The sequence below is a fragment of the Sphingomonas sp. Xoc002 genome (genome assembly GCF_050408055.1).
Classification (GTDB): Bacteria; Pseudomonadota; Alphaproteobacteria; order Sphingomonadales; family Sphingomonadaceae; genus Sphingomonas; species Sphingomonas yabuuchiae.
Genome location: NZ_CP191175.1, coordinates 599,495 through 624,703, shown reverse-complemented (window position 1 = coordinate 624,703; position 25,209 = coordinate 599,495). Strand labels below are relative to the sequence as shown.

Annotated in this window: 23 protein-coding genes; 9 read left to right on the top strand and 14 right to left on the bottom strand. The window is 67.3% G+C overall.

The annotated features are described in order from the left end of the window. The 6 genes from ACQR50_RS03075 to ACQR50_RS03050 form a co-directional block, all read right to left on the bottom strand. On the bottom strand, nt 1–183 hold the full coding sequence (locus ACQR50_RS03075) for a hypothetical protein (protein ID WP_058718239.1): 183 nt from the start codon (nt 181–183) through the stop codon (nt 1–3). Beyond that, nucleotides 183–1,655 (bottom strand): F0F1 ATP synthase subunit beta, encoded by a 1,473-nt coding sequence (gene atpD / locus ACQR50_RS03070; protein WP_056431330.1) that lies wholly within the window; start codon nt 1,653–1,655, stop codon nt 183–185. The genes ACQR50_RS03075 and atpD overlap by 1 nt, the downstream gene beginning before the upstream one ends. Next, nucleotides 1,655–2,248, bottom strand: a complete 594-nt coding sequence (locus tag ACQR50_RS03065; protein WP_428969744.1) for a hypothetical protein — start codon at nt 2,246–2,248, stop codon at nt 1,655–1,657. Before ACQR50_RS03065 ends, atpD begins: the two co-directional genes overlap by 1 nt. Next, nucleotides 2,248–3,123: a F0F1 ATP synthase subunit gamma gene (locus tag ACQR50_RS03060; RefSeq protein ID WP_428969743.1), complete on the bottom strand. Its 876-nt coding sequence runs from the start codon at nt 3,121–3,123 to the stop codon at nt 2,248–2,250. The genes ACQR50_RS03065 and ACQR50_RS03060 overlap by 1 nt, the downstream gene beginning before the upstream one ends. Before the next feature lie 128 nt (nt 3,124–3,251). Beyond that, entirely contained in the window at nt 3,252–4,781 is a 1,530-nt protein-coding gene (gene atpA / locus ACQR50_RS03055) for a F0F1 ATP synthase subunit alpha (protein ID WP_056430575.1), read from the bottom strand. Between the two features lie 7 nt (nt 4,782–4,788). Further along, nucleotides 4,789–5,358 carry a F0F1 ATP synthase subunit delta gene (locus ACQR50_RS03050; protein ID WP_428970630.1) on the bottom strand — a complete coding sequence of 190 codons (570 nt, stop codon included), beginning with the start codon at nt 5,356–5,358 and terminating at the stop codon, nt 4,789–4,791. Nucleotides 5,359–5,579: 221 nt separating this feature from the next. Between ACQR50_RS03050 and ACQR50_RS03045 the strand changes: the two genes are divergently transcribed. After that, nucleotides 5,580–6,434 (top strand): bifunctional transcriptional activator/DNA repair enzyme AdaA, encoded by an 855-nt coding sequence (locus ACQR50_RS03045; RefSeq protein WP_428969742.1) that lies wholly within the window; start codon nt 5,580–5,582, stop codon nt 6,432–6,434. 53 nt (nt 6,435–6,487) lie between these two features. Here ACQR50_RS03045 and ACQR50_RS03040 read toward each other — a convergent pair whose 3' ends face one another. Both ACQR50_RS03040 and ACQR50_RS03035 read right to left on the bottom strand, forming a co-directional pair. After that, on the bottom strand, nt 6,488–8,044 hold the full coding sequence (locus tag ACQR50_RS03040) for a hypothetical protein (protein ID WP_428969741.1): 1,557 nt from the start codon (nt 8,042–8,044) through the stop codon (nt 6,488–6,490). Between the two features lie 487 nt (nt 8,045–8,531). After that, nucleotides 8,532–10,049 carry a S1C family serine protease gene (locus tag ACQR50_RS03035; protein ID WP_428969740.1) on the bottom strand — a complete coding sequence of 506 codons (1,518 nt, stop codon included), beginning with the start codon at nt 10,047–10,049 and terminating at the stop codon, nt 8,532–8,534. A 109-nt stretch (nt 10,050–10,158) separates the two neighbouring features. Here ACQR50_RS03035 and ACQR50_RS03030 point away from each other — a divergent pair, with 109 nt between their 5' ends. Both ACQR50_RS03030 and ACQR50_RS03025 read left to right on the top strand, forming a co-directional pair. Beyond that, a complete protein-coding gene (locus ACQR50_RS03030; protein ID WP_428969739.1) occupies nt 10,159–11,685 on the top strand; it encodes a CpaF family protein in 1,527 nt (508 codons plus the stop codon). Between the two features lie 94 nt (nt 11,686–11,779). Then, on the top strand, nt 11,780–13,012 hold the full coding sequence (locus ACQR50_RS03025) for an aspartyl protease family protein (protein ID WP_428970629.1): 1,233 nt from the start codon (nt 11,780–11,782) through the stop codon (nt 13,010–13,012). Here ACQR50_RS03025 and ACQR50_RS03020 read toward each other — a convergent pair. The 5 genes from ACQR50_RS03020 to ACQR50_RS03000 all read right to left on the bottom strand — a co-directional run bounded on the left by ACQR50_RS03020 (nt 13,006) and on the right by ACQR50_RS03000 (nt 16,165). Further along, complete coding sequence (locus ACQR50_RS03020; RefSeq protein WP_056430661.1) at nt 13,006–13,257, bottom strand: 3TM-type holin; 252 nt, start codon at nt 13,255–13,257, stop codon at nt 13,006–13,008. The two genes, ACQR50_RS03025 and ACQR50_RS03020, sit on opposite strands and share 7 nt — an antisense overlap. Further along, nucleotides 13,254–13,811, bottom strand: a complete 558-nt coding sequence (locus tag ACQR50_RS03015; RefSeq protein WP_428969738.1) for a glycoside hydrolase family 108 protein — start codon at nt 13,809–13,811, stop codon at nt 13,254–13,256. Before ACQR50_RS03015 ends, ACQR50_RS03020 begins: the two co-directional genes overlap by 4 nt. A 197-nt stretch (nt 13,812–14,008) precedes the next feature. Then, on the bottom strand, nt 14,009–14,908 hold the full coding sequence (locus tag ACQR50_RS03010; protein WP_428969737.1) for an ROK family protein: 900 nt from the start codon (nt 14,906–14,908) through the stop codon (nt 14,009–14,011). A gap of 77 nt (nt 14,909–14,985) precedes the next feature. Beyond that, a complete protein-coding gene (locus ACQR50_RS03005) occupies nt 14,986–15,786 on the bottom strand; it encodes an acid phosphatase (RefSeq protein ID WP_428969736.1) in 801 nt (266 codons plus the stop codon). Between the two features lie 16 nt (nt 15,787–15,802). Continuing rightward, nucleotides 15,803–16,165: a MerC domain-containing protein gene (locus tag ACQR50_RS03000; protein WP_428969735.1), complete on the bottom strand. Its 363-nt coding sequence runs from the start codon at nt 16,163–16,165 to the stop codon at nt 15,803–15,805. A 208-nt stretch (nt 16,166–16,373) separates the two neighbouring features. Here ACQR50_RS03000 and ACQR50_RS02995 point away from each other — a divergent pair, with 208 nt between their 5' ends. Next, nucleotides 16,374–19,457 carry a glycoside hydrolase family 2 TIM barrel-domain containing protein gene (locus ACQR50_RS02995; protein WP_428969734.1) on the top strand — a complete coding sequence of 1,028 codons (3,084 nt, stop codon included), beginning with the start codon at nt 16,374–16,376 and terminating at the stop codon, nt 19,455–19,457. After that, nucleotides 19,454–21,718, top strand: a complete 2,265-nt coding sequence (locus ACQR50_RS02990; RefSeq protein WP_428969733.1) for a DPP IV N-terminal domain-containing protein — start codon at nt 19,454–19,456, stop codon at nt 21,716–21,718. The genes ACQR50_RS02995 and ACQR50_RS02990 overlap by 4 nt, the downstream gene beginning before the upstream one ends. A 142-nt stretch (nt 21,719–21,860) precedes the next feature. Here the strand turns inward: ACQR50_RS02990 and ACQR50_RS02985 are convergent, their stop codons facing one another. Next, nucleotides 21,861–22,346, bottom strand: coding sequence for an SspB family protein (locus ACQR50_RS02985; RefSeq protein WP_042486441.1), 486 nt, complete (start codon nt 22,344–22,346; stop codon nt 21,861–21,863). Between the two features lie 71 nt (nt 22,347–22,417). Between ACQR50_RS02985 and hisB the strand changes: the two genes are divergently transcribed. Genes hisB through hisF form a run of 4 tightly spaced genes read left to right on the top strand, consistent with a single transcriptional unit; the run spans nt 22,418 to nt 25,096 of the window. Continuing rightward, the gene (hisB, locus tag ACQR50_RS02980) at nt 22,418–23,005 is read left to right on the top strand and encodes an imidazoleglycerol-phosphate dehydratase HisB (protein ID WP_058752125.1); all 588 of its coding nucleotides are present in this window, start codon (nt 22,418–22,420) and stop codon (nt 23,003–23,005) included. Beyond that, entirely contained in the window at nt 23,002–23,607 is a 606-nt protein-coding gene (hisH, locus tag ACQR50_RS02975) for an imidazole glycerol phosphate synthase subunit HisH (protein WP_428969732.1), read from the top strand. Before hisB ends, hisH begins: the two co-directional genes overlap by 4 nt. Next, nucleotides 23,604–24,338 carry a 1-(5-phosphoribosyl)-5-[(5-phosphoribosylamino)methylideneamino]imidazole-4-carboxamide isomerase gene (hisA, locus tag ACQR50_RS02970; RefSeq protein ID WP_058732180.1) on the top strand — a complete coding sequence of 245 codons (735 nt, stop codon included), beginning with the start codon at nt 23,604–23,606 and terminating at the stop codon, nt 24,336–24,338. The genes hisH and hisA overlap by 4 nt, the downstream gene beginning before the upstream one ends. Then, nucleotides 24,335–25,096: an imidazole glycerol phosphate synthase subunit HisF gene (gene hisF / locus ACQR50_RS02965; protein WP_428969731.1), complete on the top strand. Its 762-nt coding sequence runs from the start codon at nt 24,335–24,337 to the stop codon at nt 25,094–25,096. The genes hisA and hisF overlap by 4 nt, the downstream gene beginning before the upstream one ends. Nucleotides 25,097–25,209: the final 113 nt, after the last annotated feature.

The window sequence follows — 25,209 nt, the reverse complement described above, 5'->3', positions numbered from 1 at the left end:
TCAGGGTCTCGTTTCAATCGCGCGGTCGAACGCGGCGATGGCCGCGTCGAACTTGTCCCGGCAACCAGGATTGCAGAAGCCGACCACCGCGCCGCGATAGACCGTCAACCCGTCGTCGCTGATCGGCTTACCCGACCAGGGACAGACATCGTTGACCGCGTCCTCGCGGCGCGGCGCGGACATCAGGCTTCCTGCGCCAGCTTCTCGGCCTTGGCGACGGCTTCGTCGATGCCGCCGACCATGTAGAAGGCCGCTTCCGGCAGGTGGTCATACTCGCCGTCGACCACCGCCTTGAACGAACGGATCGTGTCTTCGATCTGGACGAACTTGCCCGAGATGCCGGTGAAGACTTCCGCGACGTGGAAGGGCTGCGACAGGAAGCGCTGGATCTTGCGGGCGCGCTGGACGGTCAGCTTGTCCTCTTCGGACAGCTCGTCCATGCCCAGGATCGCGATGATGTCCTGCAGCGCCTTGTAGCGCTGGAGCAGCGACTGGACCGCACGCGCCGTCTCATAATGCTCCTGGCCGACGATGCGCGGCTCGAGCACGCGGCTGGTCGAGTCGAGCGGGTCGACGGCCGGGTAGATGCCCAGCTCCGAGATGGCGCGGTTGAGCACGGTCGTCGCGTCCAGGTGGGCGAACGAGGTGGCCGGCGCCGGGTCGGTCAAGTCGTCGGCGGGCACGTACACGGCCTGAACCGAGGTGATCGAACCCTTGTTGGTCGAGGTGATGCGCTCCTGCAGCGCGCCCATGTCGGTCGACAGGGTCGGCTGATAGCCCACGGCCGACGGAATACGGCCCAGCAGCGCCGACACTTCCGCACCCGCCTGGGTGAAGCGGAAGATGTTGTCGACGAAGAACAGCACGTCCTGGCCTTCCTGGTCGCGGAAATATTCCGCGATGGTCAGACCCGACAGCGCGACGCGAGCGCGGGCGCCCGGCGGCTCGTTCATCTGGCCGTACACCAGCGCGACCTTCGAGCCCTCGCTGATCGCGTTGCCCTCGGCGTCCTTGGCGATCACGCCCGCGTCGAGGAATTCGTGATACAGGTCGTTGCCCTCACGGGTGCGCTCACCGACGCCCGCGAATACCGAGGTGCCGCCATGGCCCTTGGCGATGTTGTTGATCAGTTCCTGAATCAGAACCGTCTTGCCGACGCCCGCGCCGCCGAACAGGCCGATCTTGCCGCCCTTGGCATAGGGAGCGAGAAGGTCGATGACCTTGATGCCGGTGACCAGGATCGCGCTCTCGGTCGACTGCTCGATGAACTCGGGCGCCTTGGCGTGGATCGGCGCGCGCAGGTCGGTGGCGACCGGGCCACGCTCGTCGATCGGCTCGCCGACGACGTTCAGGATGCGGCCGAGCGTCGCCGGGCCGACGGGCACGCGGATCTGCGCGCCGGTGTCGGTCACGGTCTGGCCGCGGGTCAGACCCTCGGTCGTGTCCATCGCGATCGTGCGGACGGTGTTCTCGCCCAGATGCTGTGCGACTTCGAGCACCAGACGGGTGCCGTTATTGTCCGTCTCGAGCGCCGACAGAATCGCGGGCAGGTGATCGGGGAAGTGAACGTCGACGACCGCGCCGATGACCTGGGCGATCGTGCCGACATTGTTGGTGGCCGTGGTCGGCCGGATGTCCTCAGCGGCGGTTGCCATCATTGCTTCCTTGGTTCGGTAGAGCCCGAAATCGCTTCGGGGCGGGCTTCGGGGCGGGTAAAGATTACGACCAGACGGCGGCCACCGTCGATCTTGTCACGGGTAACACGGTAATCGGCGCCGGTCAGGTGGCCGGTGGTGGCGCTTTCATTCTGGATCGCGGCCGTGACCGCATCCTTGCCGTCCAGACCCAGCTGATCCATCGGCTTGGTCACCCAGCGGATGAACTGCGTCTTGGCGAACGGGCTGGTCTCGAGATTGACGAGGTCGAGCGAGAAGCGAACTTCGTTCAGCCGCGCTGCGTCGCCCTCGACGATCAGATTGCCCATATTGACCGGCGACACCGACGGATCTGCCATCGGGGTGGCTTGGGCGATCGCGCGGTGCACACCCTGGACGGGTGCGTAACCGCTCATGCGAAAGCCCATCCGGTCGAGCAGGCTGACCGTCTCGGGCGCATGGCCGAACACGGTCGCCCAGCCGCCCTTCACGAACGGCGTCGGCGAAGCCTTGGGCGCGTCCTTCGGCTGGTCGGACGCCTGGCCGCATCCGGCCAGAGCGACCGTCAGGCCCAGAAGGAGCGCAAGACGCATCAGAGCGCCTCGGCGCCCGAGATGATCTCGACCAGCTCGGTGGTGATCGCGGCCTGACGAGTCCGGTTATACTGGATCGACAGACGGCGGATCATGTCGCCCGCGTTGCGCGTGGCATTGTCCATCGCGTTCATCTGCGAACCGTAGAAACCGGCCTGGTTTTCCAGCAGCGCGCCGAAGATCTGCACCGCGACGTTACGCGGCAGCAGCGCGTCGAGGATATCTTCCTCGCTCGGTTCGAACTCGGCGACCGCCTCGACCGACGTCTCGCCCTTGCTGGGCGCGGGCATTGGCACGGGGATCAGCTGCTGCGAGACGGGGTCCTGCACCAGTGCCGAGACGAACTTCGAGTAGAACAGATGCGCCACGTCGAATTCGCCGCGCTCGAACCGCGCGATCAGGTCGTCGGCGATTTCGCGGGCGTCGTCGAACTTGGGCGCCTTGATCGCGCTCATGTCGTGATCGGCGAGGATCGCGTTCGGGAAGAAGCGCTTCAGCACGCGCCCCTTCTTGCCCGCGAGGTAGAACTTCACCGTCTTGCCCTGCGCGGTCAGCTCTTCGGCCTTGCGGCGCGCGGCGCGGACGATGTTGGTGTTGAACGCACCCGCCAGACCACGCTCCGAGGTGGCGACGACCAGCAGCTGGACATCGTCCTTGCCGGTGCCCGCCAGCAGCGGCGACGCACCGACGCCACCGACGCGCGCGGCCATACCGGCCATCACCGCTTCGAGACGCTCGGCATAGGGACGGCCGTTCTGCGCCGCGTCCTGCGCCCGGCGCAGCTTGGCGGCGGCGACCATCTTCATCGCCTTGGTGATCTTCTGGGTCGACTTGACCGAGTTGATCCGGATCTTGAGGGCCTTGAGGGACGCCATCTTAGTCCTTCTTCTCCCTCTCCCCACTGGGGAGAGGGCCGGGGTGAGGGGCTGCCACGGATGAGACGGCCTATGTGGCGCCCCTCACCCAACCCTCTCCCCGGAGGAGAGAGGGCTTACATGCCGTCTTACGCGAAGATCTTCGCGAACTGGTCGAGCGCGGCCTTGAGCTTGCCCTTGGCCTCGTCGCCCAGATCCTTGGTGTCGCGGATCATCGCCAGCACATCGGCGTGATCGTTGCGCAGATAGGCGAGCATCGCCGCTTCGTAGCGGACGACCTGCGCCACCGGCACGTTGTCGATATAGCCGTTGGTGCCCGCGAAGATCGACGCGGTCTGCTCTTCGAAGGGCAGCGGCGAGAATTGCGGCTGCTTGAGCAGCTCGGTCAGGCGCGCACCGCGGTTCAGCAGCTTCTGCGTCGAGGCGTCGAGGTCCGAGCCGAACTGCGCGAAGGCGGCCATTTCGCGATACTGGGCCAGCTCCAGCTTGATCGAGCCCGAGACCTTCTTCATCGCCTTGGTCTGCGCGGCCGAGCCGACGCGGCTGACCGACAGACCGACGTTGATCGCCGGGCGGATGCCCGCGAAGAACAGGTCGGTTTCGAGGAAGATCTGGCCGTCGGTGATCGAGATCACGTTGGTCGGGATATAGGCCGACACGTCGCCCGCCTGGGTCTCGATGATCGGCAGCGCGGTCAGCGAACCGGCGCCGTTGGCGTCGTTCATCTTGGCCGCACGCTCCAGCAGACGGCTGTGCAGATAGAAGACGTCGCCCGGATACGCTTCACGGCCCGGCGGACGGCGCAGCAGCAGCGACATCTGGCGGTACGCGACGGCCTGCTTCGACAAATCGTCGAACACGATCAGCGCGTGCATCGCGTTGTCGCGGAAATATTCGCCCATCGCGGTGCCGGTGTAGGGCGCGAGGAACTGAAGCGGGGCGGGCTCCGACGCGGTCGCGGCGACGACGATGGAATATTCCATCGCGCCATTCTCTTCGAGCGTCTTGACCAGCTGCGCCACGGTCGAGCGCTTCTGACCCACGGCGACGTAGATGCAGTAGAGCTTCTTCGACTCGTCGGTGCCGGCGTTGACCGTCTTCTGGTTGATGAAGGCGTCGATCGCGACGGCCGACTTGCCGGTCTGGCGGTCGCCGATGATCAGCTCGCGCTGGCCACGGCCGACGGGGACCAGGGCGTCGATCGCCTTCAGGCCGGTCTGCACCGGCTCATGCACGCCCTTGCGCGGGATGATGCCCGGTGCCTTCACCTCGACGCGGCGACGCTCGGTCGCCTCGATCGGGCCCTTGCCGTCGATCGGGTTGCCCAGACCGTCCACGACGCGGCCCAGCAGGCCACGGCCGACCGGCACGTCGACGATGGTGCCGGTGCGCTTGACGGTGTCGCCTTCCTTGATCTCGGCGTCCGAGCCGAAGATCACGACGCCGACATTGTCGGCTTCGAGGTTGAGGGCCATGCCCTGCACGCCATTGGCGAACTCGACCATCTCGCCCGCCTGGACATTGTCGAGGCCGTAGATGCGCGCGATGCCGTCACCGACGCTCAACACCTGACCGGTCTCGCTGACCTGGGCCTCGGTGCCGAAATTGGCGATCTGGTCCTTGATGACCTTGGAGATTTCTGCGGCGCGGATATCCATGGGAACGTCAGCCTTTCATCGCGCTGGCGAGCGCATTCAAACGGGTGCGGATCGAGCTATCGATCATCTGGGAACCGATGCGGACGACAAGCCCGCCGAGCAGGTCGGGATCGACCGACAGGTCGACCGACACCTCGCGGCCGACGCGGGTGCGCAGCTGGTGCTTCAGCTCGGCGACCTGTCCTTCCGTCAGCGGGTGGGCGCTCGTCACTTCGGCCGCGACCTCGCCGCGATGGCGGCTGGCCAGCTGGCGGAAGGCACGGATGATCTGCGGCAGCGCCGAGAGGCGCCGATTCTCGGCGAGGACGCCGAGGAAATTCTTGGTCACCCCGTCGAGGCCCAGCGTATCGGCGACCGCCAGGATCGCCTTGACGGCAGCCCCGCGCGCCACGACCGGGCTCTTGGTCAGCGCGACCAGATCCTTATCGGCGGCCAGCGCGTCGCGAAGGGTCACGAGGCTCGCCTCGATCGTGTCGATCGAACGGCCCTGTTCAGCCGTTTCGAACAGCGCGAGCGCATAACGTCCACCCAGGCTCGCCTGGATGCCGCCTGTGCCGCTTATAGTACCGCCGGACATCTCCACGGATGCGAATTCCTCGAACAACGAACGGGTTGGCCCCATGGGGAACGGGGCGCGAAAAACGCGCCTCCGATGGGTTGGCGGGCGGTTAGCATCGGGAACCTTTGGATGCAAGCTGCGTGGCACATGTTATGACAGGTTGGTGACGCAAGCGTGAGAGCTTTGGCCGCAAGCCGTGGGATGAAAGCCACAATGGATTTTGCCACAATCGTCCGGCCATGACCGACACCCCGCCCGCCCCTGCCTGCGACGCCATCGACGAAGACACCGCCTGGGCCGCCTTCGTAGCGCGCGACCGGTCCTCCGACGGCCGGTTCGTCGTCGCGGTGAAGACGACGGGCATCTACTGCCGCCCGAGTTGCGCGGCCCGGCGCCCCAGACGCGAGCATGTCCGGTTCCTGGACAGTCCACAGGCCGCCCGTGCGGAAGGCTTCCGCGCCTGCCTGCGCTGCCTGCCCGATGCCGTGACGCGCGACCGGCAGGCGGTGGCGGCGGCGATCGCCCTGATCGAGGCGGCGGAAGCCCCGCCGTCGCTCGAAACGCTGGCGGCGCAGGTCGGCTATACCCCGCATCATTTCCACCGGCTGTTCAAGCGCGCGACCGGGGTGACGCCCGCCGCTTATGCCAGGGCACGTCGCTCGGCCCGTGCCGCACAGGCGCTGGCCGCCGAACCCAGCATCACCGCCGCGCTGTACGAGGCGGGCTATGCCGCCCCCAGCCGTTTCTATGCGGACAGCGACCAGCGGCTGGGCATGGCGCCGGGACAATGGCGGCGCGGCGGCGAAGGGGTGAGCGTCGGCTGGACCATCGCGCCTTCGCCGATGGGGCCGCTGCTGGTCGCCACGACCGACCGGGGCATCGCCCGGATCGCCTTCGAGGAGGACGAACAGGCGCTGGTCCGGGCGCTGCCCGCCGCCGATATCCGCTCGGCGGCCTCGACCACATGCGACCGCATCACCCGGATCGTTGTGGCCACCGACATTCCCGACCCGCTGCTGGCCGAGCCCGCGCGGCGGACCGCCTTCATCGAAGCCGTGTCCCGCGCCCTGCTGGCCGCACACTCTTTGATATAACAGCGAGATTTCTCCACTCCTCCCCTGCAAGGGGAGGGATATATCGGGGCCCGCTACTCCTTTTTGTCGTCCCCCGTCATTGCCGCCAGCGCGGCCTTCACCGCATCCTGATTGCCGCTGTCGAGCAGCGCCAGCAACGTCGCCGCCGGGTTGTCGGGTCGCGCATGGGGATCATAGGCAAGCGGGCGCAGCGTGCGCTTCGCCTGGTCGATCTGCCCGGCCGCAATCTCCTGGCTGGCCAGCATGAAGCGCAGCCCCTGATCCTGCGGCACCAGCTCGAAGGCCCGTTCCAGCCCGCTCACCGCCGATTCGCGCGGACGTTCGCCCGCCATACGGAAGCTGCTGTAGAAGACCGCCAGCGGCTCGGCCGCGTTGGGATCGGCGCGGTTGGCGCGGATGATCCAGCTGCGCGCCTCGTTCCACCGCGCCGGGTCCTTGCTCTTGTCGCTGGCGACGCGACGCAGATGGAGCAACCCCTTGTAGAGCAGCGCCTGTTGCAGGTCGGGCTTCACCGCCAGCGCCCGATCCGCCGCTGCCTCGGCCGCCTGATCCTGGCCCGCGTCATAGGCCATTTCGGCGAACCAGCCCTGCGCGACCGCGTCCTGCGGAAAGGCCGCCGCCACGACCGAGGCTCGTGCATAGACCTCGCCCGCCGTCTTGCGATCGACGCCACGATCCGACTGCATCCGGGACGGGATCATCGCCTGTTCGCCCGCGCTCAGCACGCGAACGGACACATCGGTCTTGGGCAGCCGCTCGAACCGGACGAGCATGCCGGGAATCTTGCTTTGGCCCAGATAGCGACCTAGCTCGCGATCCAGCTGTTTGAGCGATCCGAACGCCTCGTTGCCTGCATCGATACTGGGCTTCCCCTGATTGAGCAGGATCAGATAGCGGTTGAAATTCGCTACCCGCGTCGCATCGAACATCAGATAATGGGTCAGCAGCCAGCCCCGGCCATAGACCTGTTCTGTTTCCATCGCGTCCAGCTTACGCCGCGACGAATCGAACAGCGTCTCGATCGGCAGCTTGGCCGAGTCGAGCAGACCATAGGCGCGATGCTGGGCCGCGACGCCGAGCATGATCCCCTCGCGCTCGAATCGCGCGGTGCTGACGAACTCCGCCGCACCTTCGGAATACCAGGCCGGATAGGCGACCTGTGAATTGCCGAGCAGGAAATGATGGGCATATTCGTGGAACAGCACCTGTTGCGGCTGGAGCGCATTGGGCCCCTCTTCGTCACTCCGCATCGGCGTGAAGGCGACCGAGCCCGAAACCCGGCCCTGGTAGAAACCGGCGATATGGTCGCCGCCCTTGCCATAGAGCCGCCGCACCGCCGACACGGTGGGCAGGACATAGACGGTGACCGGATTGCTCTCCTGCCCGTCGACCTCGGGCTTGCCGTAGAGATAGCGCAGCGCACCGTCGAACTGCTCGAGCCGCGTCGCCATGGCGCGGATCGCCTCTTCGGACATATTGCCATAGAGGATGAAATGCCTCGCCCGTGCCTCGCGCCATTCGGCCTGGGCGGGCGTCGCCGCCAACAGGCCCAGACACGTCATCATCGCGGCCGCCATCCAGCGGCGCGCGCTCCTTGCCCCCTTGGTCATCTCCGGCCCTCCCAAGCCGCGTCGATCAGGGTCGTTATGTCGTCGAAACGGTGGCGGCGGCGCAAGCCTCTTCAGCCCTATCGGCAGTCATATACGTCCCCTTTCCCTCTCCCCGCCATGAGGGGAGAGGGTTGCGCAGACTTGGTCTCTGCGAAAGCAAAGACTTAGTCGGAGCTGGGCGAGGGGTGGAGCGCGGAGCGCGCAAGCTGATGGCTCGCTCGACCCCTCACCCAAGCTGCGCTAGACCGTGATTACATTGCGTTGAACCAAGCCGAGCCCCTCCCCTTCAGGGGAGGGGTTGGGGTGGGGCCTCGCCACAGACGGCGTGCTTGCGGAGGTGCCCCACCCCCGGCCCCTCCCCTGAAGGGGAGGGGTGAGTCCATCTCATGTCATCACGGTCTAGCCAGCAGGCTGGCAAGCTCCGCCAACCCTCCCCCCTGTCCAGGGGAGAAAGAGGGCCGGGATGGATGCTATCCCGCCCTGGCACTCAGCGGGCCGAGCGGCAGCTATAAACCAGCTTTTCGTTGGGCAGCGGCGGCAGTTGCTGGCGGATCTGGGCCTGTTCGCCCTCCAGATTCTGGAGCGCCTTGTCGGTCTTCACGCAGGCGTTCGGCGTGCTGGGCTGGTGCAGCTTGCGGATCGCATCCATCGTGGCGGCGGGCAACATATAGCGGGTCTGGGTATAGGTGCGCGTGACCGGATCGAAGCGGGCGACGGTCACGGTCGGCTCGTCCTCGGGCACGATGATCCGCTGCCAGCCGCCCTCGCCCTCCAGATACTGGACCTGGCCATCGGCACAGCCCTTCGCGCCCCAGTCCAGCCGCGTCTCTGCGGTCGAGGAGACGGTGATCCGGCTGCGATCGGGGATCAGCGTGCAGATCATCGGGCCGATCGCCGTGCCGGGTGCGCCGGTGCCGGGAGTCGTCGCCATGGTCTCGCGCGGCAGCTGAATCTCGGCGGAGGGGCGCAGCAGGAACACGACCACCGCCGCGACGATCGCGATGCCGCCCGCCGACACGGTCCAGATCGCCGCCCGCCGCGACCCGCGCGACTCCAGCAGCCCGGCACCACCGACCGCCAGCGCGCCGCCGACCAGCAGCAAAGCCGCCACCGCCATCGCATTCTCGCGCAGCCGCTCGGCCTGGCCGCGCGCGACGTTCAGCGCCTCCTCGCGGCGCAGCGCCGCCGCATTGGCCGCCTCGCGCTTGGCGGCGGCGGCCTCGACCACCGCGCGGGCATCCGCCGCACTGTCCTCGCGCAGCCGCTCCTCGATCGAGGTGCAGGGCACGCCGACCGAGGCATAGGGCTGTTTCGCCTCGCGCAGGAACGCCATCAGCTCGGTATCGGCGATCGCGAAGCCGAAGGTCGAATCGCCGTCATCGGCGCGGGTCAGCGCCGAATTGACCCCGATCACCCGCCCGCACGGGTCGAGCAGCGGCCCGCCCGAATTGCCCCGCGCGATGCTGGCGGTGTGCAGCAGCACCTCGATCCCCGTCAGCGCCCGACGGCCCGAAGCGACGCCCTGCGACCGGACGGGCGACAGCGGGCGGATATAGTCCGCCGCCGACTGCGCCGTCGCCAGGTCTACATTGCCGGGATAGCCGAGCGCGATGACCTGATCCCCCTCGGTCACGGGACCGGTGAACAGGGCGACGGGCGGCAGCTTCGCCTCGCTGACCTCGATCAGGGCCAGGTCGCGGCGCGAGTCATAGGCGATGACCCGGCCCTGATAGGATTTGCTGCCCTCCGACGGCACGACGCCGATGACGACATTGTCGGGATAACGTTCGGCCAGTTCGACGACATGGGCATTGGTGACGATGCGGTTGGGTGCGACCGCGAAGCCCGAGCCATGGCCGAACCCGGCCACCTGATCGTCGACCATCGCGATGGTGACGACCCGCACCACGCCGCGCGCGGTCGCGGCGATATCGTCCGCCCCGGCCATGGCGGGCGACAGTCCGACCAGGGTCAGGAGGACGGCAAGGACGAACCGGCTGAGCATCGGGACAGGGCCATATCCCGCCCTTTCCACCGCCTGCAACCGGGATCGGTTAGGCATATGGTAAATCTTGGCATTTAGGGAATCGCCGGATGCCATGGGGAATGTCGGGATGAGTGCGTTCGGTCGCCGTCAGGGTTTGGGAAGCGCAGGCGGTGGGCGCCCGGCCTTCGGCGTCGCACGTCCGATGCACGGCCCCGGTCCCGTCACGCGCCCCGATCCCGATTCGCCCGCGCCCGGTGGCGGCTCGCAATTCCCGCCGCTTTCCGCCCTGGAAGGCGCGATCGCCGCGCCCGGCACGGCCGCCGACGCGATGCAGCGCCTCGCCGAACGTCAGGCCGCTTCCGTCGATCCGACCCCGGCACGCGGCGAAGGCTTCGAGGCGTCGATCCACCGCATCAAGGAACAGGTCCTTCCCCGCCTGCTCGAACGCGTCGACCCGGAAGCCGCCGCGACTCTGGGCAAGGACGAACTGGCCGAGGAATTCCGTCCGATCATCGGCGAGGTGCTGGCCGAGCTGAAGCTGACGCTCAACCGGCGCGAACAGTTCGCGCTGGAAAAGGTGCTGGTCGACGAGCTTCTGGGCCTGGGGCCGCTCGAGGAACTGCTGGCCGATGCCGACATCACCGACATCATGGTCAACGGCCCCGAGCAGACCTATGTCGAGCGGAAGGGTCGGCTGGAGCTGGCCAATATCCGTTTCCGCGACGAGGAGCATCTGTTCCAGGTCGCGCAGCGAATCGTCAACTCGGTCGGCCGCCGCGTCGATCAGACCACGCCGCTGGCCGACGCCCGCCTGAAGGACGGCAGCCGCGTCAACGTGATCGTGCCGCCTCTGTCGCTTCGCGGCACCGCCATCTCGATCCGCAAATTCTCCGCCAAGCCGATCACGCTCGACATGATGGCGAACGGCGGATCGATGAGCGAGGACATGGCGACGCTGCTGAAGATCGCGGGGGCGTCGCGGTTCAACATCGTCATTTCGGGCGGTACCGGCTCGGGCAAGACGACGATGCTGAACGCCCTGTCCAAGATGATCGACCCGGGCGAGCGCGTGCTGACGATCGAGGACGCGGCCGAGCTTCGCCTGCAACAGCCGCACTGGCTGCCGCTGGAAACCCGCCCCGCCAATCTGGAGGGCCAGGGCGAGATCAGCATCCGCGACCTCGTCAAGAATGCCCTGCGCATGCGGCCCGACCGGATCATCCTGGGCGAAATCCGCGGGTCGGAATGTTTCGACCTGCTCGCCGCGATGAACACGGGCCATGACGGGTCGATGTGCACCCTCCACTCCAATTCTCCGCGCGAGGCGCTGGCCCGCATGGAGAATATGGTGATGATGTCCGACATCAAGGTGCCCAAGGAAGCGATCAGCCGCCAGATCGCCGACTCGGTCGACATGGTCGTCCAGGTCAAGCGCCTGCGCGACGGCAGCCGCCGCGTGACCAACATCACCGAGGTGATCGGCATGGAGGGTCCGGTGATCGTGACGCAGGAGCTGTTCGCCTTCGAATATCTGGACGAAGGCACCGACGGAAAGATCATTGGCGAATATCGCTCGTCGGGCCTGCGCCCCTATACGCTGGACAAGGCCAAGCAGTTCGGCTTCGACAAGGCGCTGCTGGAGGCGTGTCTTTAGAGGATCGACATGACGTCGCCCGCCTCGCGCGTTTTCCGATACTGCGCACGCCACCTCGCGCGCAGCTTCGCGCTTCGCTAGGCGTTGGGGCGTGATGCGTTCCCTGCTCTATCTGCTTCCCGTCCCCCTGTTGCTGACCGCCGCGATGATGGCGCCCCGCGAGCCCAAGGCGGCCCCTGCGCAGGAGGATGTCGTCGCCGCCGCCGCGCGCGATCCGGGGGTTTCAACGCTTGCGCCGGATGCCGAGGAGCGGTGGATTCCGTTTCAGTTAACGCCGGGCAACCAGATCCGTTTCGCCATGACCATCGACGGGCAGAAGGTCAGCGCGATCCTCGATACCGGGGTCAGCTTTACCTTGCTGTCCCAGGCCTCACCCATCGCCGCCAGGGCCAAGGTGCGGCCCGGTGGACAGGCCAGCGCGATCGGCGGGGCGGTGGCGATCGGGTGGATGCCGACGCGCAGCCTGTCGCTGGGCGGGCTGACCCGCAAGGGCGGCGGGGTGGTGGTCGCGCCGCTGCCTGCACTTGCGACCGGGGATGCGACGCCGGTCGACCTGCTGGTCGGGCGCGACCTGCTGGCGCCGCATGCGCTCGACATCGACTATGCCGCCAAGCGGTTTCGCCTGATCCCGTCGGGTCGCATGCCCTTTACCGGCGCCAGCGCCCCGCTGACCGTGTCGACCGAGCGGCGCGTCTATGAGAGCATGATCGGGCTTGGCGCGGCAAAGCTGTCCCCGGTCATCGTCGATACCGGCGACGGCTCCGCGCTGACCGTTACCCAGGCGGGCTGGCGCGCGGCGAGGCTGACCGGGTTGCCGACCACCACCGCGATCGGCTTCGGGCTGGCGGGGCCGACGGTCAACGATCTGGCCATCGTGCCGAGCGTGCGGCTGGGCAGCCTGACCGCGCATGAGGTGGAGGTGCGGGTCGAACCGGCCCAGGGCTTCAGCGAGTCGGTCGGTGCGGCCGGGCGGATCGGATCGGGCTTCCTGCAACGCTATCGCGTACTGCTCGACTCCGGCGCGGGCCGGATGATCCTGAAGCCCGGTCCCCAGGCCGACATGCCCGCCCAGCGATCGACCGCCGGGCTGTTGATGGGCGTGGCGGGCGATCGTCTGCGCGTGCTGCACGTCATGCGCGGCGGCCCGGCGGCGGCGAGCGGCTGGCGCGAGGGCGACACGATCTGCGCCATCGACGGACAGCCCATCCCGCGCGACTATGTCGACAGCCCCGTCGCCCGCTGGACGGTGGGCAAGCCGGGCACGGTGGTCGTGTTGCGAACCTGCGACGGACAGGACCGGATGCTGACGCTCAAGCGCTTCTACTGACGCGACTTTCCCCATTCGCGCGCGACGGTATAGCCCAGATAGCCGGTGCCGAAGAGCGCATAGAGCGGCTCTGGGATAGCGGCGAGATACTGTGCCATGCCGCGCACCATCGCCGCCGCCATGCCCGGCCGCACGCCCGCCAGCAGCCCCATCGGGATGCTCCAGAGCAGCAGCGCGTACATGACATAAAGAAAAGTCGGTCGCGCCCGGCGGGTCCAGAGGTCGGTGTCCGGCTCGCCGCTCATGACAGCCGGTCCGCGAGCCAGCCGTAGAGGAACGCCTCATTGGCGGGACGCCGCTCGGCGAGCGTCAAATAGCGTTCGCCCTGCAATGCCTCGACCGCCTTGAGCAGCACGACTTCGCCCGCAGCGCCCCGGTGGCGAAGGAAGGCGTCAAGCGCGGCCAGCGTCGCCGCTCCGATCCGCCCGTCCGCCGCCAGATCGGGATAGTCGCGCGCCCCGCGATTGAGCGCATTCAGCGCCCGTTGCAGGAACGCGGTCGCGACGTTCGGCCCCATATTGACGCCGGTGTCGAACAGCTCCTCCGCCAGCCGGGGCGCACGCGCGGCCACCCGGTCGAAGCCGGGCGCGGTCCAGTAGAGGCGGCGGTAAATGGCCTCGGCCCGGGCCAGCGGCAGGCGGCGCATCGGCCCCGCATAGCCATCCGCGCGCGCCACCGCCTCGGTAATGCCGAACCGCGTCGCGCCGCCGCGATCGGCGGGATGGTCGCTATAATCCCCCTCGCGCGCAATGACCTGCGTGATCATCGCATCGACGCGTGCTTCGTCCCCCTGCCCCATGATGCTCTCCCCCCGTTACGGGGCAGGAGGAACCATATCGGTTCGTTGTAGGACAGCAGAATCTCATCCTCCCCGGCACGGGGAGGTGGCAGGCCGAAGGCCTGACGGAGGGGGGCTTCCACGCTGGTCATACCTGGCCGCACGCCCCTCCACCATGCTTCGCATGGTCCCCCTCCCCGTGCCGGGGAGGATTCACGTCAGTCCAGCACCGTGCGTGCCAGCGCAAGCGTGCCGAGCGGCCCGGCCTGGTCGCCCAGCTGGGCATGGACGATGCGGTTGGCGACTTCCGCCGCGTTGACGAAGGGGAGATAGCCCGACAGCTTTTCGACCGTCGCGGCACGCACCATGTCGAGCAGTTGCGGCTGGCCCACGCCCACGCCGCCGCCGATCACGATGCGACCGCATGCCAGCGTCAGGAACAGCCCGGCAAAGCTCTCCGCCAGCGCATCCGCGACAAAGGTCCAGGCGGGATCGTCCTGTGTCAGCTCCTGCGCCGGGCGACCGACTCGCGCCGCAATGCCGGGGCCTGCGACCAATCCTTCCAGGCAGTCGCCATGGAACGGACAGGCGCCTGCGAAATCGTCGCCTGCCATCCGGCGAACGCGGACATGGCCCGCCTCGGGGTGCATCCGGCCCGACACCGGCTGGCCGTTGACGATGATGCCCATGCCGACGCCGGTGCCGACCGTGACATAGACATGGTCGGACAGGCCGCGCGCCGCGCCCCACTGCCCCTCGGCCAGCGCCGCGCCGGTCACGTCGGTATGGATCGCGACGCGCTCGCCAAAGCCCTCGGACAACGCACCCGCCACGTCCGCGCCCGCCCAGCCCGGCTTGGGCGTGGCGAGCATATGGCCATAGTCCGCATCGGTCTTGTCGAGCGCGATCGGGCCGAAGCTGCCGATGCCCAGCGCCTCGGGCTTATATTGCTCGTGCCATTCGGCCAGGCGCTGGCGCAAAGCGGCCAGGGTGACAGCGGGGGTCGTGGTCGGCAGGCGTTCGGACACCAGGATGTCGCGCCCGCGCCCGATCAACACAATCGATTTCGTACCGCCCAGTTCGACCCCTGCGACGATCCGATCCTGTGCCTCGGTCATTCCATTCTCCCGCCAGACGCTTTGCTTAATCGCTGCGCGCCTGCGCGAAACCGCGCCGGGTGGTCAAGGGGCGGGGATCAGAAAATCGGTTGGGATACCAAGGCCGCCTCGCGCTGGCAGGCGGCGGCATCGGGGCGGAGGGTGGCGGGGTCGCGGCGCAGCGCGTCGACTTCGGCACGCGCGGCGGCCAGGTCGCGCTGGAAGGCCGGGCTCTGCGACAGCGCGGTCAGCGTCACGGTGGCCGACAGACGCCCCGCCTCGACCGCGCTGGCATTGTGCACGCCGCAGACGATCCGGCTTTCCCCAAAGGCCCGCCCCCGCGCCAGAATCGGCGCGGCGCGGTCGGGGGCGATCTCGGCCAGCAGCATCGCCCATGTCCACCCCGCCGTGGTGTGGCCCGAAGGATAGTCATAGCTGCCCTGCAACTCGCTCGCCGATTGGCAGGTCGGGCCGCGATCGATCAGATAGGGGCGCTGGCGCTTGTAATAGCGCTTGGCGATGCCCGATCCGCGCGCGGTGTCGGAACCTGCGCCGTCGATCAGCCGCATCGTCGCGGGCGCGTTCTGCGGCGTGAGTGCGATCCCCAGCGCGCAGGAGAAATCGCGCGCCATATCGACCTCGCCCAGCTTCACGTCGTTGGTCGCCATCGCCCAGCGGGGCGAGCCGACGAACGGGCGGGTTTGACGAAAGATCGCCCGGTCGGCCCGCCCCCGCGCATCGTCCGGCCTGGGTGCGGGCGGCAATATGGCCAGCAGGTCGAAGCCGGGGGCGGGCAGATAGCGGGGCGGCTCGTCGCCTTCCCGCGGCTGGGCCATGACGCCGGTACAGGCCATGCCGATCAGCGCGGCGGCGATGGCGCGGGCGACAGCGTTCGACATGGGCACCACGTCCTCGTTACAGGGTCATCAGTCGGTGCAGGTTGGTGGCGCGCAGATTGGCGACATGCGCGACCGTCAGCACCAGCCCGCCCGCCACGGTCAGCGCGGTTCCCATCCCCCGCCCCTCGAACGCCAGCCCGAGCATCAGCAGGATCAGGCCGACCGTCCCCGCGATCATCGGGAAGACGACCCGGTGCCGCCGCCATCCGCCAAACAGGGTCAGGCCGCTGAGCGGTACGGCCAGCGCCAGCATGACGATATGGAACACCTCGCCCAGATCGGCCCATTCGGCGATGGCGGGCAGAAAGGCGATCAGCACGGGCAGGGCCAGGCAGTGGATCAGGCACAGGGTCGAGGCGGAGATGGCCAGGGCGTCCATATGCCGGAACCGGCCATGATGGCTGCGGGACAGGGATGCGTCATCGACCATGAGCGCCTATTGATACATTGTATCATGATTGGCAAGGCATCATTGCCGGGCTTTGCATTCGTATTCCGTATAATATAGCATTGTCCGCGATGCGGGACAGGAGGACAGGATGAAGACCGGCACCAGGCTTTGGCTGAGCACGAGCATGTCCGTCCTGATGGCAGGAGCCGCGGCCGCCCAGGCCGCCCCTGACCAAACCGCCCCCGCCCGGCCGGATTGGGAGAACCCCGCCGTCAACCATATCGGCGCGGAGCCGATGCACACCAGCTTTGCCGGATTCGAGTCGCGTGCCGCCGCGCTGGCCGGTAATGTGGCCAGGTCACGCTATCACCTCTCGCTCGATGGCCTGTGGCGGGTGCATATGTCCCCCAATCCCGAGGCACGCCCGGTCGGCTTCGAAGACCCGGCCCGCGACGTGTCGACTTGGCGCGAAGTGGCCGTACCGGGCATCCTCCAGGCACAGGGTTTGAGCCGACCGGTCTTCGTCGGCAGCGGCTATCCCTTTCCCCGCAACGAACCGTTCATCGAGCACCGGCTGAACGAGGTCGCCTCCTATCGCCGCGACTTCACGGTGCCCGCGCATTTCGCCGGACGCCGGTTGCTGCTGAACATCGGTGCGGCGGGCGCGGCCTATTATCTCTGGGTCAACGGCCAGAAGATCGGCTATTCCGAGGACTCCAAGCTCCCCACCGAATTCGACATCAGCCGTGCCGCCCGGCCGGGCAAGAATGTCATCGCGATCGAACTCTATCGCCATGCGGACGCCAGCTATCTGGAGGATCAGGATTTCTGGCGCGTCAACGGGATCGAGCGGTCGATCACCCTCTATGCCGCGCCCCAGACGCATATCCGCGACCTGACGATCGACGCCGGGCTGACCCATGACTATCGCGACGGCACGCTGTCGGCCCAGGTCGATCTGGCGGGGGCGGCGCAGGCTGTCGCCGTGCGCGCGACGCTGCTCGACGGCAAGCGGACGGTCCTGACCCGGACCGCGACGCCCAGCGGCACCAGCGCGACGATCACCGCCGAGGTGCCGGGCGTGAAGACCTGGAGCGCCGAGGACCCCAATCTCTACACGCTGCTGGTCGAACTGCTCGACGCCAAGGGCAAGCTGATCGAGGCGACCAGCCGCCGCATCGGCTTCCGCACCGTCGAGGTGGCGGGCGGCGAAGTCCGGGTGAACGGCAAGCGAATCATGATCCGCGGCGTCAATCGCCACGAGCATGATCCCCGTACCTTCCGCATCGTGTCCGAGGAAACGATGCGCAAGGACATCGAGTTGATGAAGGCCGCCAACATCAACGCGGTCCGCACCTCGCACTATCCCAACGACCCGCGCTGGTATGATCTGGCCGACGAATATGGCCTGTACGTGATGGACGAGGCCAATATCGAGAGCCACGGCTACTTAAGCCTCACCCAGGAAAAGGGTGATCCGACCCTGAACCTGGGCCACAAGCCCGAATGGGCCGCCGCGCATCTCGACCGGGTGCAGCGGATGGTCGAGCGCGACCGCAACCACCCCTCGGTCATCTTCTGGTCGCTGGGCAATGAGAGCGGCGTCGGACCCAATTTCGAGGCGGCGGCGAAATGGGTCCGCGAGCATGACAAGACGCGGCTGATCAACTTCCTCGGCTACAGCATGAGCGGCTGGCGGCACCCGACCAATGCGTATGTCGACATCTTCGCGCCCATGTATGACGATGTCGAAAAGCTGGCCGACTATGCCACCCGCCCCGAATTCACCCAGCCGCTGATCCTGTGCGAATATGCCCATGCGATGGGCAACAGCCTGGGCGACTTCCAAGGCTATTGGGAGACGTTCCGCAAATATCCCAAGCTGCAAGGCGGCTTCGTCTGGGACTGGGTCGACCAGACGATGATCCTGAAGGACAAGGATGGCCGCCCCTATTGGGGGCAGGGCCTGGACTATGATCCCGATCCCAAGGATGCGGGGCTGCACGGCGACGACAGCCCCGTGGGCGACGGCGTGATCCAATCCGACCGGACGCCCGATCCCGAATATTACGAGATGGCGCATGTCCAGTCGCCGATCCACTTCACCCATGAAGGCACTGGCTGGCAGGTGGTCAACCGCCACGACCATATCGACCTGTCGCGCTTCACGCTGGACTGGACGGTGCTGGAGAATGGCGTCGAGACGGCGCGCGGCAGCATCGCGACGCCTTCGGTCGCCGCCGGCCAGGCCGCACCGCTGTCCTTCACCCTGCCGCCTGCGAAGGACGCCACCGCCGAACGGTCGCTGATCCTGCGCGCACGGACCAAAGCGGGCGCGATCCCGCCGCTGCCCGCAGGCCAGGTCATCGGCTGGGAACAGTTCGCGCTCTCCGCCCCCGTCTTCGCCGCCATCCCCGCCGGGGTCGTAGCGCCGGAGGAGAGCGCCGATGCGATGACGCTGAAGGCCGGCAATGCCGTGCTGGAGATCGACCGGACGACCGGCCTCGTCCGCCGTTACGCCCGTGACGGCAAGACGCTGCTGACCGGCGGCACGCCCAATTTCTATCGCTCGCCGACCGACAATGACGTGGGCGCGGGCGTGCCCAAGAGCCATGCGATGTGGCAATACTTCTCCGACCATCGTCGCCTCGACGCCATCCGGCAGGAAGGCAATGCCATCATCGTCGATCACGACATGGGCGTCGGATCGGTCAAGATGCAGACCCGCTGGACCATGGCGCCGGACGGCGCGGCGACCGCGACGGTGCGCTTCGTGCCGCTGCGCATGACGCTGCCCGATCCGTTGCGCGTCGGCCTCGCCTTCGCGACGCCGGGGCAGCAATTCACGAACGTCAGCTGGTTCGGGCGGGGTCCGTGGGAAAGCTATGCCGACCGCAAGACCGGCGCGATGATCGCGCGCTGGGACGGCAAGCTAGCGGACCAATTCCATGACTATGCCCGGCCGCAGGAGAGCGGCAACAAGACCGATGTGCGCTGGATTCAGCTGACCGGCACCGGCACGGGTCTTCGCGTCACGGGCGCGCAGCCCTTGTCGGTCAACGCCCTGCCCTTCCCGTACAGTGACCTCGCCATGAAGCCGCCCGCGCAGGCGCATAGCTCGGACATCCGCCCGCATGGCGACGGTACGCTGCTGATCGACGCCGCCCAGGTCGGGGTCGGCGGCGATACCGGCTGGAATCTCGATGGCCGTGCGCACATGCCTTACCGTATCGCGCTCCAGCCGCTGACCTACAGCTTCACCATCGGAGCGGCGCGTTGAAGAGACTGTTCACGCTTGCCCTGTTGCTGACCACGACGCCGGTCGCCGCGCAGACCGTGCCCGACCGGATCGCCCGGTCGCTGGCGCTTCGCGACCAGTGGCAATGGCTGACCCGCGACATCGCCTCGCCCGCCGAGTGGGACGCGGACGGGCGGCATTTCCATTACCGCAAGACCGTGGCGGGGGGCTTTGCATTCGTCGATGTGGACGCCGCCACCCGCGCAAAAGCCCCCGCCTTCGACGCCGCCGCATTGGCGCCAGCGCTCGGCAAGGTGACGGGTGAGGCCATCGCTCCCTTGCGCCTGCCCTTCGAGCATTTCAGCTATTCGCCCGATCGTTCGGCGATCCGCTTCTCGATCGGCTATGACGACACCGTCTATCGCTGCACCCTCGTCCAGCCGGTCTGTGCGGTCCTCCCGCCCGAAAACGCCAGCCGTCCGCGCGGCTTCGGCGTGGTGCGCGACCTGCGCGTAGCCGCCGACAACCACCCCCGCCTGTCACCAGACGGCAGGCTGGAGGCGCTGGTCCTCGACGACAATCTGGTCGTGCGGGCAGCCAATGGCGGCAAGGAGGTCTGGCGGTCCCAGGACGGCAGCCCCGCCAATTTCTACGACCCCGAGACCATCGCCTGGAGCCCCGACGGCCAGCACATCGCGCTCCAGCGCGTCCGCCCCGGCTATGCCCGCATGATCACGCGTGTGCTCGCCGCGCCGCCGGGCAAGGTGCAGCCGGAGGTCGTCCAGCAACTCTATCCCAAGCCCGGCGATGCCGTTGATCAGGAAGCACCCGTGCTGTTCCGGATTTCGGACGGGACGCGCACCGACATCGACCCCAGCCTGTTCGCGGGCGCTTACACCCTCTCCGCCCCCGAATGGAGGGCCGACAGCCGGAGCTTCGCCTTCAACGACCTGAAGCGCGGCTTCGGCGAGACGAAGATCATCGCCGTCGATGCCGAAACCGGCCGGGCGCACGCCGCCGTGACCGAGACCGCCAAGAGCTTCGTTTTCCGCGACCGCATCTGGTCGCATGACGTGAAGGGGCTGGGCCGCGAAATCCTCTGGGCGTCGGAGCGCGACGGATGGCGGCATCTCTATCTGGTCGACGGCGCGACCGGTCGGGTGGTGCGCCAGATCACCAAGGGCAACTGGCTGGTCCGCGACATCGTGCACGTCGACGACGAAAAGCGGCAGATCTGGTTTTCGGCCAGCGGCTTCGTGCCCGGCGAGGACCCCTATTACAAACACTGGTTCCGGGTCGATTTCGACGGCCGCAACCTGACCCGGCTGACGGCTGAGAATGCCACCCATGAGGTCCGCTTTGCCCCCGACATGGCGACCTATGTCGACGTCTATTCGCGCACCGACTTGCCTGAAACGATGGAGCTGCACGACGCGCGCGACGGTCGCCTGATCCAGACTTTGGAAAAGGGCGACATCACCGCACTGGCCGCCGCCGGGTTCCGTCCGCCCGAACGCTTCACCGCCAAGGGGCGTGACGGCAAGACCGATATTTACGGCCTGGTCGTCCGCCCGCGTGATTACGATCCCGCCAAGCGCTATCCGGTGATCGAGAACATCTATGCGGGCCCGCACGACAGTTTCGTGCCCAAGGCGTTCTGGCCGTTCGGCGGATTTTCCGGCGGCGACAAGGTCATGGGGATGCAGCAGCTCGCCGACCTTGGCTTCGTCGTCGTGATGATCGACGGCATGGGCACCGCCAATCGCTCCAAGGCGTTCCACGATGTCGCCTGGAAGAACCTGGCCGACAGCGGCTTTCCTGACCGAATCGCCTGGATGAAGGCGCTGGCGGCCAAGGATCCCGGCGTCGATATTTCCCGTGTCGGCATCTATGGCGGCTCGGCGGGCGGGCAGAGCACGCTCAATGCGCTGCTCTTCCACCCCGAATTCTACAAGGCCGGGGTCGCCTATGCCGGGTGTTTCGACAACCGGATGGACAAGATCGACTGGAACGAACAGTGGCTCGGCTATCCGGTCGACCGGAGCTATCTCGACGCCTCGGGGGTGGTCCACGCCAAGCAGCTACAGGGCAAGCTGATGCTGGTCGTCGGCGAACAGGATTCCAACGTCGATCCTGCCAGCACGACCCAGGTGGTCGATGCCCTCATCAAGGCGGACAAGGATTTCGATCTGCTGGTCATCCCCGGCGGGGAGCATACGGCGGGGCGCAGCACCGGGCCGATGGCTTATGCCATGCGGCGGCAATATGCCTTTTTCCTGAAGGCGTTGCGCGGGGAGGAGTGAGCTGTTTTCTCTTCCTCCCCTGCAAGGGGAGGGGGACCATGCGCAGCATGGTTGAGGGGTGTCCCGCTCTCGATAGGGTGACACCCCTCCGTCAGGCCTTCGGCCTGCCACCTCCCCTGCAAGGGGAGGAATTCCAAGAGACTTACTTCTTTCGCTTGAAATCCACCGCGACGACGTTGCTGCCGTCTTCGACCGGCTTGGCGACCGGCTCGTCATTCTCGGCCGAGCCGTGCGGATCGGGATCGCTCTGCGGATCGTCGGCGACGTGGAAGCCGAGCTCGAACTGAACCTCGGGGTCCTGGAAACGGGTGATCGCCGAATAGGGAATCACCAGCTTCGACGGCACCTGGTTGAAGCTGAGGCCGACCGAGAAGCGATTCTCGTCCACCGTCAGGTCCCAGAAGCGATTCTGCAGGACGATGGTCATCTCGTCCGGGAATCGCTCGACCAGCCGCTGCGGGATGTCGACACCCGGCGCCTGCGTCTTGAAGGTGATGTAGAAATGGTGCGTGCCGGGCAGGTGCCCCGTCTCCGCCACCGGGCCGAGCACACGCCCCACCACGGCGCGCAGGGCCTCCTGCACGATGTCGTCATAGGGGATGAGGCTGTCGGGCAATCCTTCGGTCATATCCCTTGGACTAGCGGCCTTTGATCGCGGGTCAAGATTGCATGGGACGGATAGGTGTTTATGGGGAGGCCATGCGCACCGCCACCGTCCACCGCGCCACCGCGGAAACCGTCATCGACGTCACCGTCAATCTCGACGGCACCGGCGTCTATCAGAACGCCACCGGCATCGGGTTTCTCGACCATATGCTCGACCAGCTGTCGCGGCACTCGCTGATCGACCTGTCGGTCAAGGTTCAGGGGGACCTGCATATCGACGGGCACCACACGACCGAGGACAGCGCGCTGGCGATCGGACAGGCCTTTGCCAAGGCGCTGGGCGACAAGCGCGGCATCTATCGCTACGGCGAGGCGCTGTCGCCGATGGACGAGGTGTTGACCCGCACCGCGCTCGACATTTCGGGGCGGCCCTGGCTGGTGTGGAAGGTGCCGTTCACCAACCCGATGCTGGGCACGCTGCAGACCGAGATGATCGAACACTGGTTCCACAGCTTCGCGCAGGAGGCGGGCATCACGCTCCATGTCGAGCTGCTGCACGGCCACAACAACCATCACATCGCCGAAAGCATCTTCAAGGGCCTGGCCCGCGCGCTGCGCATGGCGGTGGAGATCGACCCGCGCAAGGCCGACGCGATTCCCTCGACCAAGGGCATGCTGTGACGCTGGCGCTGATCGACATCGAGTCGGGCAATCTCCACTCGGTCGACAATGCCCTGCGCGCGGCGGGGGCAAGCGATGTCGTCATCACCGCCGACCCGGACGTGATCGCCAGGGCGGACCGGATCGTGTTGCCGGGCGTCGGGGCATTCGGGGCCTGCGCGGCGAACCTGCGCGCCGTCGACGGGCTGGAGGAGGCGCTCCGCGACGCCGCTCTCACCCGCGCGCGGCCGTTCCTGGGCATTTGCGTCGGTATGCAGTTGCTCGCCGACGCCAGCGACGAGATGGGCGAGCATCGGGGCCTGGGCTGGATTCCCGGCCGGGTTACGCGACTCGTCCTCGCCGACCCGTCGGCCAAGGTGCCGCATATGGGCTGGAACGATGTCCGGCCGGTGAGCGATCATCCGCTGATCGTGCCGGGCGAGGCCTATTTCCTCCACAGCTATGCCTTTACCGGCGAGCATGTGCTGGCGACCACCGATCATGCCGGCCCCGTCACCGCCGCGATCGGCCGCGACACGGTGGTCGGCGCGCAATTCCACCCCGAGAAGAGCCAGCGTTATGGCCTCTCCTTCCTCACCCGTTTCCTGGAGTGGCATCCGTGAGCCTGATCGTCTTCCCCGCCATCGACCTGAAGGGCGGCCAAGTGGTGCGTCTGGCCGAGGGCGATATGGACCGCGCCACCGTTTATGGTGACGATCCCACCCATCAGGCGATGCTGTTCGCCGAGGCGGGTGCCCAGCATCTGCACGTCGTCGATCTGGACGGCGCCTTTGCGGGCGAGTCGGTCAATGGCGAGGCGGTGCAGGCGATCGTCAAAGCCTTTCCGGGCCATGTCCAGCTGGGCGGCGGCATCCGCAAGCCGGAGAATGTCGAGCGCTGGTTCGACCTGGGCGTCTCGCGCGTCGTGATCGGCACGGCGGCGCTGGAGAATCCGGATTTCGTGCGCGACATGGCCAAGGCCTATCCCGGCGGCATCGTCGTCGCGGTGGACGCCAAGGACGGCATGGTCGCGACGCGCGGCTGGGCCGATGTGTCGACCGTCTCGGTCGAGGATCTGGCCCGCCGGTTCGAGGATGCGGGGGTCGCCTCGCTGCTCTTCACCGATGTCGGCCGCGACGGGATGCTCAAGGGCTGCAACGTGCCTGCGACAGTCGATCTGGCGCGGGCGGTGCGTATCCCAGTCATCGCCAGCGGCGGCGTGGCGGGGATCGGCGACATCCATATGCTGGCGCTTCATCATCAGGACGGCGTGGAAGGCGTCATCACCGGCCGCGCGCTGTATGACGGGCGGCTCGATCTGGCGGCGGCGCTGTCGGTGGCGGCGGCCGCATGACCGTCCGCGCGCGCGTCATCCCCTGCCTCGACGTCGCCAATGGCCGGGTGGTCAAGGGCGTCAACTTCGTCGACCTGATCGACGCGGGCGATCCGGTCGAACAGGCCCGCGCCTATGACGCGGCGGGCGCGGACGAGCTGTGCTTCCTCGACATCACCGCCAGCCATGAGGCGCGGGGCACCATCCTGGACGTGGTGCGGCGGACGGCGGCGGTGTGCTTCATGCCGCTGACCGTCGGCGGCGGCGTGCGCACGGCGGAGGATGCGCGCGCGCTTCTGCTGGCCGGTGCGGACAAGGTGGCGGTCAATTCCGCCGCCGTCAGCCGCCCGGAGGTCGTTTCCGACATCGCCGAGCGATTCGGCAGCCAGTGCTGCGTCGCCAGCGTCGATGCGCGGCGGACGGCGGATGGCTGGGAGGTGTTCACCCATGGCGGGCGGCGCGCGACCGGGATCGATGCGGTCGAACATGCGCTGCGTCTGGCCGAACTGGGTGCAGGCGAATTGCTGGTCACATCGATGGATCGCGACGGGACGCGGGGCGGATACGACCTCGATCTGATCCGTACCATCGCCGACCGGACCAGCGTGCCGGTGGTGGCGTCGGGCGGCGTCGGCGGTCTGGACGACCTGGTCGCGGGCGTGCGCGACGGGCACGCTTCGGCGGTGCTGGCGGCGTCGATCTTCCACTTTGGTGACGCATCAATCGCCGATGCGCATCATGCGCTGGCGGCAGCGGGAGTGCCGGTTCGGGCGCATTGATTTACGCGCGGAGGCGCGGAGACGCGAAGATTTTTTGGTGCGCGCGGAGACGCGGAGGCGCGAAGAGTCTGGTTGTGGGGTTAGCGATGGGCTCTCGACACGGCTGGAATGCG

Bases quoted from the DNA above. Each gene is read 5' to 3' on its own strand.
- ACQR50_RS03075 (WP_058718239.1), bottom strand. From the start codon at position 183: ATGTCCGCGCCGCGCCGCGAGGACGCGGTCAACGATGTCTGTCCCTGG.
- atpD (WP_056431330.1), bottom strand. From the start codon at position 1,655: ATGGCAACCGCCGCTGAGGACATCCGGCCGACCACGGCCACCAACAAT.
- ACQR50_RS03065 (WP_428969744.1), bottom strand. From the start codon at position 2,248: ATGCGTCTTGCGCTCCTTCTGGGCCTGACGGTCGCTCTGGCCGGATGC.
- ACQR50_RS03060 (WP_428969743.1), bottom strand. From the start codon at position 3,123: ATGGCGTCCCTCAAGGCCCTCAAGATCCGGATCAACTCGGTCAAGTCG.
- atpA (WP_056430575.1), bottom strand. From the start codon at position 4,781: ATGGATATCCGCGCCGCAGAAATCTCCAAGGTCATCAAGGACCAGATC.
- ACQR50_RS03050 (WP_428970630.1), bottom strand. From the start codon at position 5,358: ATGTCCGGCGGTACTATAAGCGGCACAGGCGGCATCCAGGCGAGCCTG.
- ACQR50_RS03045 (WP_428969742.1), top strand. From the start codon at position 5,580: ATGACCGACACCCCGCCCGCCCCTGCCTGCGACGCCATCGACGAAGAC.
- ACQR50_RS03040 (WP_428969741.1), bottom strand. From the start codon at position 8,044: ATGACCAAGGGGGCAAGGAGCGCGCGCCGCTGGATGGCGGCCGCGATG.
- ACQR50_RS03035 (WP_428969740.1), bottom strand. From the start codon at position 10,049: ATGCTCAGCCGGTTCGTCCTTGCCGTCCTCCTGACCCTGGTCGGACTG.
- ACQR50_RS03030 (WP_428969739.1), top strand. From the start codon at position 10,159: ATGAGTGCGTTCGGTCGCCGTCAGGGTTTGGGAAGCGCAGGCGGTGGG.
- ACQR50_RS03025 (WP_428970629.1), top strand. From the start codon at position 11,780: ATGCGTTCCCTGCTCTATCTGCTTCCCGTCCCCCTGTTGCTGACCGCC.
- ACQR50_RS03020 (WP_056430661.1), bottom strand. From the start codon at position 13,257: ATGAGCGGCGAGCCGGACACCGACCTCTGGACCCGCCGGGCGCGACCG.
- ACQR50_RS03015 (WP_428969738.1), bottom strand. From the start codon at position 13,811: ATGGGGCAGGGGGACGAAGCACGCGTCGATGCGATGATCACGCAGGTC.
- ACQR50_RS03010 (WP_428969737.1), bottom strand. From the start codon at position 14,908: ATGACCGAGGCACAGGATCGGATCGTCGCAGGGGTCGAACTGGGCGGT.
- ACQR50_RS03005 (WP_428969736.1), bottom strand. From the start codon at position 15,786: ATGTCGAACGCTGTCGCCCGCGCCATCGCCGCCGCGCTGATCGGCATG.
- ACQR50_RS03000 (WP_428969735.1), bottom strand. From the start codon at position 16,165: ATGGACGCCCTGGCCATCTCCGCCTCGACCCTGTGCCTGATCCACTGC.
- ACQR50_RS02995 (WP_428969734.1), top strand. From the start codon at position 16,374: ATGGCAGGAGCCGCGGCCGCCCAGGCCGCCCCTGACCAAACCGCCCCC.
- ACQR50_RS02985 (WP_042486441.1), bottom strand. From the start codon at position 22,346: ATGACCGAAGGATTGCCCGACAGCCTCATCCCCTATGACGACATCGTG.
- hisB (WP_058752125.1), top strand. From the start codon at position 22,418: ATGCGCACCGCCACCGTCCACCGCGCCACCGCGGAAACCGTCATCGAC.
- hisF (WP_428969731.1), top strand. From the start codon at position 24,335: ATGACCGTCCGCGCGCGCGTCATCCCCTGCCTCGACGTCGCCAATGGC.